We start from the raw sequence: 10,407 nt of genomic DNA, 5'->3' as shown, positions 1-10,407 counted from the left end.
AACACATCACTCATCACGGTCTCCTTTCCGAAACCGTGAATCACATCTCAAACCAAATTAATAGGTCCTGAGCCTAGTCCCGTCAGGCTTTCTCTCGACGGAATCGATAAGTTCGTTCCCTAAGATCAGGCGGCTACCATCAGGGTTCATTTTAGGTGACAGAACGCCCAATTTGCCTTGATATGTTGCGAACTCATAGTGAGCGTGAGGCAAATTCAAAAGGGCACAGATCTCACAGGCGACCTTTTCAGCCCAGTTTTCGCCGGTCCCTTCGCGACCAAATTTCAGAAGTTGAAGTTTTCCGTCAAAATTCAACCAGAACTTCTCTTTGGTGCCAAGATATTCAATGACATCGATTTCATTTTGCACGTCATAGACCGGAAATAGGGGCATTAGCAGTCCTATCGCTCAGACAGGTCTCATACCTCAAATCGTTGAATTTGACATCCGAAAAATTCAATTCTTAACTTGAAACGCATGATTGATGTTGGTCCTATAACAATCTGAAGTTGCCAGTTCGCACTTGGAGGCTCTGGTCAGCGCTCTCACTTCCAGGGGCCCGACAACCTTGCGTCAATTGTTCACTGCCCACGGGCCTCTAACGACAAGGAGGGGCTAAATTACGGTCCTAGAACTGACCTACGCAAATGGGCTGCTATCGGTATCCACCAACGCTGCGCGAACGAGCAATGTGGAGGTGCAAAGCCCCCCTCAGGGTTTCAATTGGGAATGACCGGTTTGCGCCTAACCCGGCCAACATCATCCTATATTTGGCGGTCGTCTCATCTTGCAGCACCTTAACCTCGCGTTGCCCAAAAGCGATCTAACGGACCGCAAATCCCTGCCCCCTCACAACGCATCCCAGCCGCAAACCGCACCCTAACGCGACCAATCCCGCATCGGCTTCCCCCCGCCTCCCCCCCACATTGAACTTTCCCCCGCCTCCACTAGTTGGACCCCTCAACGCAGTCCTGTCAGCGGCCGGGCCTATCCCCTCCGTTGACAGGTCCCGCGTGCATCCCATCGGGCCGATGCGGCGGCTTTGCCCGCGTCGGTTCTGTTGCTGAAAGGCTGCGGTCGTGTGATCCTTCCCCGGGGTTGCCGGCGCGCGGCCGAGACGTTTTTCGAGCCGACAGCGCCGCCGGGCCTCCTTTCGCCGGGGGCGCCGCCGAACCATCATCGCCGCGAAACCCGTTGCGGCAGGAGTTGCTCCATGATCCTTCCCATCACAGCCCTCGTTTTCGCGCTGATCGGCCTCGGCCTCGGCGGGGCGGGTGTCTGGCTCGCCGTGCTTGGCGGCAGCTGGTATTATATCTTTGCCGGCCTCGGCTTCCTGCTGACGGCCTTCCTGCTCTTCACCCGCCGGCCCAGCGCGCTGACGGCCTATGCGCTGGTCGTGGTCGGCACGCTGGCCTGGGCGGTGTGGGAGGTCGGGTTCGACTGGTGGCAGCTGGGCCCGCGCGGCGGAATCATCATCCTGCTCGGCCTCTGGCTCTTGCTGCCGGCGGTGCGCGGCGCGCTCGGCTTCACCAGCCCCACAGGCCATGTCTATCGCGCTGGCGCCGGCACGCTCGGCGGCGCGGTGCTGCTGGCGCTGGTGGTCGCCGGCTATTCCATGACGCAGGATCCGCTGGACAAGACCGGCAGCCTGCCGGAGGCTCAAGCCGGCGCTTCCGCCGATTATGGCGGGCAGGTGGCCGACAATGAGTGGCATCAATATGGCCGCACGCCCTATGGCCAGCGCTATTCGCCGCTCAGCCAGATCAACAAGGACAATGTCTCCAAGCTCGAAATCGCCTGGCAGTACCAGACCGGCGACGTGAAGCGGCCGGACGATGTCGGCGAGACCACCTATCAGGTGACGCCGCTGAAGATCGGCAACATGCTCTATGTCTGCACGCCGCATAACTGGGCGATCGCCATCGATGCAACGACGGGCGAGGAGCGCTGGAAATATGACAGCAATCCCGGCATGAACCCGGACCGGCAGCACCAGACCTGCCGTGGCGTCACCTATTATGCCGATCCGGCCGCCGCACCCGGCAGCGCCTGCGCCACCCGCGTCTATCTGCCCACGTCAGATGCCCGGCTGATCGCGCTCGATGCGCAGAACGGTCAGGTCTGCACCGGTTTTGCCGATCAGGGCACGCTGCATCTCGAACAGGGCATGCGCTACCAGCCGGCCGGCTATTATTATTCCACCTCGCCGCCCGTGATCGCCGATGGCAAGATCATCATCGGCGGGGCGGTCAATGACAATTACTCGACCCGGGAACAGTCCGGCGTCATCCGCGCCTTCGATGTCAACACCGGCGCGCTGGTGTGGAACTGGGATTCGGGCAATCCTGATGTCACCACGCCCCTGCCGGAGGGACAGACGTATACGACCAACTCGCCCAACAGCTGGTCGGTCTTCTCTTATGACGAGGGGCTGAACCTCGTCTATATCCCGCTCGGCAACCAGGTGCCGGACCAGCTCGGCATGAACCGGAGCGAGGCCGTCGAGCGCTTCTCCTCCTCGATCGTGGCGCTGGATATCGGCACGGGTCAGGTGCGCTGGGTGCGCCAGACGGTGCATCACGATCTCTGGGACATGGACGTTCCCGCCCAGCCGGTGCTGCTCGACATCAATGGCCGCAAGGCGCTGGTGGGGCCGACCAAGCAGGGCGATATCTATGTGCTCGACCGCGCCACCGGCGAGCCGATCATCCCGGTGAAGGAAGTGCCCGGCCCCGGCGGCACGATTCCCGAGGATCATTCCTCGCCGACGCAGCCGCTCTCCGGCCTGACCTTCAACCCGCCGCCGCTGCAGGACAAGAGCATGTGGGGCATCACCATGTTCGACCAGCTCGCCTGCCGCATCCAGTTCCACCGGCTGCGCTATGAAGGCCGCTACACGCCGCCGTCGCTGCAGGGCACGATCGTCTATCCCGGCAATTTTGGCACGTTCAACTGGGGTTCCGTCGCCGTCGATCCGGAACGGCAGGTGATGTTCGGCATGCCGACCTATCTGGCCTTCACCTCGCGCCTGGTCCCGCGCGACCAGATCCCGCCGAAGGGCCAGGGCGAGAAGGGCTCGGAACAGGGGCTGAACCGCAATGAGGGCGCGCCCTATGGCGTCTATATGGGCCCGTTCCTCTCGCCGCTCGGCATTCCCTGCCAGGCGCCGCCATGGGGCTATGTCGCCGGCGTGGACCTGAAGACCGGCGAGATCGCCTACAAGCACCGCAACGGCACGGTCTACGACATGACGCCGCTGCCGCTGCCCTTCAAGGTCGGCGTGCCCGGCATCGGCGGCCCGATGATCACCAAGGGCGGCGTCGCCTTCCTCGGTGCGGCCGTCGACAACTACCTGCGTGCCTATGACCTGACGACGGGCAGAGAGCTCTGGCAGGCCCGCCTGCCCGCCGGCGGCCAGTCCACCCCCATGACCTACGCCACCGACGACGGTACCCAATATGTGGTGATGGTCGCCGGCGGCCACGGCTCGGTCGGCACCAAGCCGGGCGATTACATCATCGCCTACCGCCTGCCGAAAGGCTGAGACGCGGGAGGTTTGCGTGAAGGAAAAGGCCCGTGCGGCGTTCCGCACGGGCCTTTTTTGTTCTCTTGCGATACTTGGTATGACGCGGCTGACACCTCACGCCGCCGTCACCTCCACCGTTACATGCGAGAGGCCACTCGATTTCTGGGATCATCAAATTGACCTGCCACTGAATTTTCATCCGGCGGCGATTAGAGCATCGGATGACCAGTCGGCCAATCGCGTCTGCGTCCGCAGCCATTAAAGTCGCGATCGTGCCTGTTGGCTGGACCATTCGTGCAAATGCGTTAAGACAACCACATGCAGACGTCGCACCGCAAGCATATCCGGTTCAGGCCGCCGCTCGACGAGGGAAAGATCGCGCGGCGTGCACTGCTGGAAAGCCTGACGCAGACGCGGCTGCGACGTCTCAATCTGATCGTTGCCCCGGCTGGCTACGGCAAGACCTCGCTTGCGGCGCAGTGGCATGCGCATCTCGTCCATTCCGGCATGACGGTGCTGTGGGTCTCGCTCGATCCCGATGACAACGACCAGACCGGATTTTTGCTGGCGCTGATCGAAATGCTGGATGCCGTGGTGGCGGACGGAGCGAGCGAGTCCGATCGTGGCTCCCTGTCGGTCGCCACGATGCTGGCCGTTCTCGTGACCCGGCTGGAGCGCCTGCCTGGCCCTGTCGCCCTGTTCATCGACGACTACCACCTCGCGCAGACAGACGCGAACGAAAGTGTGCTTGCGCGGCTTCTGGCCCGGCCCGAGCTTTCGCACATCAAATTCGTCATCGTCTCGCGAAGCGCGCCGCATTTGCCACGTTCGGCCCTGAGACTTGCCGATGAATTCCGGCAGATCGGCGTCGCCGAACTCGCCTTTTCCGATGCGGAAGCGCAGGCGCTGTTTGCGGGCAGCCAAACGCGGTTGAGAGGCGAGGACCTGATCGAACTCAACCGCCGCGCCGAAGGCTGGGCCGTTGCGCTGCAGATGGTGCGGCTTCTGGTCGAGGACGATGGTACCGACGGCAAGTCCATTCTCGAAGCCTTCAACGGCCATAACGAGGATATGGGACGCTATCTCGCCGAACAGACCTTTTCCGGCCTGCCCGAAGCCCTCCGGCGCCTGTTGATGGAAACGGCCTGCCTGCCGGCCATCAGCCGGGACCTCGTCGCGGCCGTGTGCGACTGGGACACGACGGCGGCCTTCGGGATGCTGCGGGATTCAGCGCTGCCCTTGGCTGTGCTGGACCGCGACGGACGCTGGATGCGCTGCCATCCCGTGTTCAATGCCTATCTGCGCGAAGCGGCGGAAGAGACCGGCAGCCCCTCGCGCGAGCGGCTGGTCCGGGCCGCGCGCTGGTTCGAGAAGGAGGGCGACCTGCTGTCCGCCGTGGACCATGCCTTCCTTGCCGGATCCGCCGCACTGGCCGCCGACATTATCGAGGCCGGCGGCGGCTGGCAGCGGGTCTACATGACGAAGCGCGGCGGGCCGGGCCTGTTTCGCCGGCTGGCGGATCTGGCCGACGAGGTCGATCTGCCGCGCTATCCGCTGACCACGCTCGGCCTTGCCGTCGTCAGCGCCAAGACCGGCCAGCTGGACGCGGCCGATCACTATATGGCACTGGCGCGCAAGACCCCGGACAGTTCCAAGGAAGGGGTGGCCCAGGCGCTGCGCGTTATCGGCGTCCTTCTGGCGCTCTACGCGGATCGGTGGGTGACCGCGGCCGAACTCGGCGCGTTGGAAGCCGACCTTCTGCGCGAGGGCGGGCTGACGCTCGTGCATCGCGGCCTTTCCCTGAACATGCTCTCCTACAATTTCCTGATCCGCTCCGACCTCGAGCGTGCCCAGCATTACGGGCGGCTCGCCATGCAGACCTTTCGCGACGGCGGGGCGGAATTCGGGGCAATCCACCTTTACCTCCATGTCGGGCAGGCTGCGTTTTTCAACGGCGATGCAGCCTTGGCCGAAGAGTGTTACGACAGCCTCGCGGACGAGGCCGTGCGCCTCATGGGCCGGGGAAGCGATCTCGACGCCATGGCAAACGTCCTCAAGGCCGAGGTCTTGACCGCACGCGGGAATATTCCGGCCGCCGAGGCACTGCTGAGCTGGGCCCTGCCCCATGTGGAACGCCACGACGCCTGGCACGATCTCCTGGCGGCCGGCTTCTGCGCCCAGCAGCGCATGCTGCGGCTGAAGGGCGAGATCATCGCCGCCCACGAGGCCATGGACCGTGCCCGCGCGGTCGCGCGCCGCCGCGGCTTTGATCGCCTGACGCGGCTGATCGATTCCGAACGGGCGGGCCTGCTGGTCGTCACCGGTGACATCGAAGAGGCGGTGCGTTTTGCGGAAGCCAACGGGCTGGGAGCGCGGCTTGCGAGCGATGGGCCGGCGAACGATCTTTCCATCCGCCTGCGGGGTGGTGTCCCGGCGCTGCTCTGGGTCCGTATCTACCTGGAGACAGGCGATCTCCTGCAATCGCGCGCGGCCTTCACCCGGCTGGTGACCCAGCAGAGGCAGAAGCCCCATGCCGTCCGCGCCATCGAACTCGACCTTGTCGATATCCGCCTCGCGCTTGCGGAGGGGCGCAGTGCAGCGGCGGCGGATAGGCTCTCCGACCTCTTGCTGACGCAGCCCCTGACCGATTACCGCGCGCTGGTGACGCTGGAGGGCCAGGCCTTCACGGCGGATCTCGCAGCGCTGTCGCGCGATGCCGATCTGCCGGATCTGATCCGTAGACGGCTGGAGGCTGTGCTTGCCGGCAACCCGGACAGCAGCGGCGATGCGGCCGTGCCGGCCGCAACGGCATCCGGACTGACGGATCGCGAGGAGGCTGTCATGCGCCTGCTCAGCGAGGGGCTCGGCAACAAGGAGATCGGCCGCCGGCTGTCGCTGAGCGACAACACGGTGAAGTTTCACCTGCGCAACATCTTCGCCAAGCTGAAGGTCACCACCCGCACGGCCGCCGTCAGCGCGGCGCGCCAGTCCGGCATCCTCGCCTGAGGAGAGACCTACCCGATCGGGTAGGGCATGGGTCCTCCCGCCCCACCCATCTGGCCAGCTTCCCGCCCTGCCCGTCCCTCCGCATAGTGACCCCATAAAAAAGAGGGGTAATGCATGCTGTCCGGTACCCGCACCGTCGATCCCGTCACGCAGGAGATCATCGAAGGCAAGCTGATGGCGACCGTCGACGAGATGGGCCTCGTCATGGCGCGCACCAGCATGAGCCCTGTGATCTACGAAATCCTCGACTTTGCCTGCGGCCTGCTGACGACCGACGGCGAACTCGTGGCGCAGATGAACGGCATCACGCTGTTTACCGGCACTTTCGGTTTCCAGGTCCGCGCGCTGATCGACCGCTTCGGCCCGCGCCTCGTCGAAGGCGACATTCTGCTGTCTAACGACCCCTATGCCGGCGGCACCCATTCGTGCGACTTTGCGATCGTCAAGCCGATCTTTGTCGACGGGCGGATCGTCGCCTATGCCATCAACGTGGCCCACTATCTCGATGTCGGCGGCTCCGTTCCGGGCAGTCTCGCGCCGAATGCGACCTCCGTCTTTCAAGAGGGGTTGCGGCTTGCGGGTGTCAGGGTCGTGAGGGCCGGCGCCTTCGATGACGACATCCTCCATATCATCGCCGAAAACGTCCGCATGCCCGAGATCGCGCTCGGCGACCTCAATGCGCAGATCGCCACCGTCCGCGTCGCAGACCGGCGGATTGGCGAGCTTGCGGCGAAATACGGGGCGGAAACGGTTCTGGCGGCCTTCGCGAACTTGCTCGACGCCAGCGAAAAGCAGGCGCGCGCGTCCATCGCCGCCCTGCCCGACGGGCGGTACGAAGCGAGCGACATCATCGACGGCGACGGGGTGAGCGACGATCCGATCGCCATCACGGTGGCCGTCACCATCGAGGGCGACCGGCTGGTGGCCGACTTCACCGGCTGCCCGCCGACGGTCGCCGGGCCGATCAACTGCGCGCGCGGCGCGCTGCAATCGGCGGTCAAGACGATCGTCAAGGCGCTTGTCGGCCCCCAGGCGCCCTCCAACGAAGGCTGGTTCCGGCCGCTGACCGTCATCTGCCCGCCCGGAACGATCTTCACCGCCGAAAAGCCCTCGCCGACCGGCTGGTATTACGAAGGCTCGGTCCATGCCTCCGAACTCATGTGGAAGGCGCTGGCGCCGTTGAAGCCGGAGCGCTTTTCCGCCGGCTCCTATTCCAGCCTCTGCGTCGTCTACATCGCCGGCAAGGATGCCCATGGCGAACCCTTCATCCATATCGAGCCGCAGCATGGCGGCTGGGGCGCGACCCCGACGCAGGATGGCGCCGGCGCGATCATCGCGCTGACGGATGGCGACACCTATAATTATTCGATCGAGGTGATCGAGGCGCGCTTTCCGCTGCGCGTGCGCCGCTACGGTTTCAATGTCGAGGGGGGCGTGGGGGCCGGCCGCCGGCGTGGCGGCTATGGCGTCGTTCGCGAATACGAAATTCTTGGCGAGGACACCACGGCCTATGGCAGCTTCGGCCGCACGACGGTCGCCCCCTGGGGCATGGATGGTGGCAGTGAGGGAACGGTCAACGCGCTGGAAATCGTCCGCGCCGGCGGAGCGGTCGAACGCCATGGTCGGATCGCGCATCTCGATCTCGAAAGCGGCGATGTCGTGCGCATCGTCAGCGGCGGCGGCGGCGGCTGGGGCGACCCGAAGCAGCGCGAGCCGGCGCTCATTGCCGATGACATTCGCAACGGGCTCCTGACCGAGGCCCGCGCCATCGACGTTTACGGCACAGCAGGAGACGCCGCATGATCAGACTCGCAACCGATGTCGGCGGCACCTTTACCGATCTTGTCGGCTACGACGAACGCAATGGCGCGCTGTTCACGGCCAAGAGCCTGACGACGGTCCACGACCAGTCCGAGGGCGTGCTGAACGCCATCGCCGCCTCGGAGGCGGCCGACGGCCTCGCCACGCGCAATGTCACCTTCTTCGCCCATGGCGGGACCACGGTCATCAACGCGATCACCGAGCGCAAGGGCGTGCGCACCGCCCTCATCACCACGGCCGGCTTTCGCGACGTGCTGGAGATCGGTCGCGGCAACCGGCCGGACCTCTACAATCTGCAATTCCACAGCCCCCAGCCCTTCGTGCCGCGTCGGCTGCGCTTCGAGGTGCGCGAGCGCATGAATGCGGCCGGCGAGGTGGTCATCCCGCTGCACGAAGAGGATATCGCGGCCATCGTCGCGACCTGCAAGGCCGAGCAGATCGAGGCCGTGGCCATTCTCTTCCTGCATGCCTACGCCAATCCCGCGCATGAAGAGCGCTGCGCCCGGCTGATCGCGGATGCGCTGCCCGAGGCGACCGTCTGCGCCAGCCATGAAGTCTCGCGGCAATGGCGGGAATATGAGCGCTCCAACACGGTCGTCCTCAACGCCTATGTGCAGCCGATCATCCGCCGCTATTTCGAGCGGCTGGAGGCGGCCTTGGCACGGCGTGATCTGACCTGCCCCTATTATGCCATGCAGTCGAATGGCGGCATCTCCACCTTCGATCAAGCGACCGCCAGCCCGCTGACGCTGGTCGAATCCGGTCCCGCCGGCGGCGTGGCGGGCGCAGCGCGCATCGGCCTGGCGCTTGGCGAGGGCGAGGTGCTGCATCTCGATGTCGGCGGCACGACGGCGAAATGCTCGCTGATCCACGATGGTCGGCCGACGCTGAATGTCGAATACAAGCTGGAGCATTCCCGCATCGCGCCGGGCTATCCCGTTCAGGTGCCGGTCGTGGACATCGTGGAAATCGGTTCGGGCGGCGGGTCGATCGCCTGGATGGACGAGCGCGGCGCGCTGCGCGTCGGGCCGCAAAGCGCCGGCTCGACGCCGGGACCCGCCTGCTACGGCCGTGGCGGCATGCAGCCGACGATCACTGATGCGCTTCTGACGCTCGGCATCTTCGATCCGACGAGCTTTGCCGGCGGCTCCATGCAGCTCGACAGGGAAAAGGCCGCCGCCGCCATCCGCACCGTCGGCGACCGTCTCGGCATCAGCGTCGAGGATGCTGCGCTTGCCATCGTCGAAATCGCCCATGCCAGCATGATCAACGCGCTGAAGCTGGTGACCGTTCAGCGCGGCCACGATCCGCGCGACGCCGTCTTCGTCATCAGCGGCGGTGCGGGGCCAGCGCTCGCCGCCCGTCTCGGCCGCGAACTCTCGGTCAAGGCCACCATCGTTCCCCCGCATTCCGGCATCTTCTCCGCCTGGGGCATGCTGGCCGCCGAACCGCGCGCCGATTTCCGCGCCACCTGGTTTTCCGCCCTCTCGCCCACCGCCCTCCCCGAGGCGCAGCGCCGGTTTGCGGCTCTCGGGCGGCAGGCCGTCGCCTATTTCGGCAAGGGAGACACGGCGCCGATCCGCCTCACCCACCGGCTGGAAGCACGCTACCGCGGGCAGGAACATGGGGTCGTGGCCGATTTCGAACCGGCCGATACGGTCGAAACCTTCTCGGAACGGTTCCATGCCGCCCATGAGAAGGCCTATACCTTCCGCCTGCCCTCCGCCGCCATCGAGATCACCACGCTGCATCTCGAAGCCGTTCTGAATGGCCCTGTCATCACGCTGCCGGCGCTCGATCGGGACGGAAAGTCGCTGGAAGCGGCACGGAAGGGCCAACGTGCCGTCTATTTCGGATCGGAGATCGGCTGGCGCGACTGCCCGGTCTATGAGCGCGATCGCCTGCCGCTCGAAGAGGAAATCGCCGGTCCCGCCCTTGTCGAGGAACCGACGACGACAAGCCTCGTCCAGATCGGCCAGACCATGACAGTGACAGCCGAAGCCATCATGGTTCTGCGCGATACGCCCTCAGCCTCCGGACAGGAGGGCCGCTGA

General features: G+C 65.0%; 5 protein-coding genes. 4 read left to right on the top strand and 1 reads right to left on the bottom strand.

From position 1 onward, the window contains the following. Positions 1 to 57: 57 nt before the first annotated feature. Positions 58 to 393, bottom strand: coding sequence for a HipA domain-containing protein (locus tag BJF92_RS24955; protein WP_143523884.1), 336 nt, complete (start codon positions 391 to 393; stop codon positions 58 to 60). An 820-nt stretch (positions 394 to 1,213) separates the two neighbouring features. On the opposite strand from BJF92_RS24955, the gene BJF92_RS03870 reads away from it, so the two are divergent. The 4 genes from BJF92_RS03870 (at position 1,214) to BJF92_RS03855 (ending at position 10,407) form a co-directional block, all read left to right on the top strand. Next, on the top strand, positions 1,214 to 3,544 hold the full coding sequence (locus BJF92_RS03870) for a glucose/quinate/shikimate family membrane-bound PQQ-dependent dehydrogenase (protein WP_075633448.1): 2,331 nt from the start codon (positions 1,214 to 1,216) through the stop codon (positions 3,542 to 3,544). A 300-nt stretch (positions 3,545 to 3,844) separates the two neighbouring features. After that, a complete protein-coding gene (locus BJF92_RS03865; RefSeq protein ID WP_075633447.1) occupies positions 3,845 to 6,532 on the top strand; it encodes a helix-turn-helix transcriptional regulator in 2,688 nt (895 codons plus the stop codon). 114 nt (positions 6,533 to 6,646) lie between these two features. Continuing rightward, entirely contained in the window at positions 6,647 to 8,335 is a 1,689-nt protein-coding gene (locus BJF92_RS03860; protein WP_075633446.1) for a hydantoinase B/oxoprolinase family protein, read from the top strand. Then, the gene (locus BJF92_RS03855; protein ID WP_075633445.1) at positions 8,332 to 10,407 is read left to right on the top strand and encodes a hydantoinase/oxoprolinase family protein; all 2,076 of its coding nucleotides are present in this window, start codon (positions 8,332 to 8,334) and stop codon (positions 10,405 to 10,407) included. Before BJF92_RS03860 ends, BJF92_RS03855 begins: the two co-directional genes overlap by 4 nt.

Source organism: Xaviernesmea rhizosphaerae (assembly GCF_001938945.1).
Lineage (GTDB): Bacteria > Pseudomonadota > Alphaproteobacteria > Rhizobiales > Rhizobiaceae > Xaviernesmea > Xaviernesmea rhizosphaerae.
This window is presented reverse-complemented; position numbering and strand designations above follow the sequence as displayed.

Excerpts from the sequence above, each read along its gene's own strand:
- BJF92_RS24955 (WP_143523884.1), bottom strand. The coding sequence starts at position 393 with ATGCCCCTATTTCCGGTCTATGACGTGCAAAATGAAATCGATGTCATT.
- BJF92_RS03870 (WP_075633448.1), top strand. The coding sequence starts at position 1,214 with ATGATCCTTCCCATCACAGCCCTCGTTTTCGCGCTGATCGGCCTCGGC.
- BJF92_RS03865 (WP_075633447.1), top strand. The coding sequence starts at position 3,845 with ATGCAGACGTCGCACCGCAAGCATATCCGGTTCAGGCCGCCGCTCGAC.
- BJF92_RS03860 (WP_075633446.1), top strand. The coding sequence starts at position 6,647 with ATGCTGTCCGGTACCCGCACCGTCGATCCCGTCACGCAGGAGATCATC.
- BJF92_RS03855 (WP_075633445.1), top strand. The coding sequence starts at position 8,332 with ATGATCAGACTCGCAACCGATGTCGGCGGCACCTTTACCGATCTTGTC.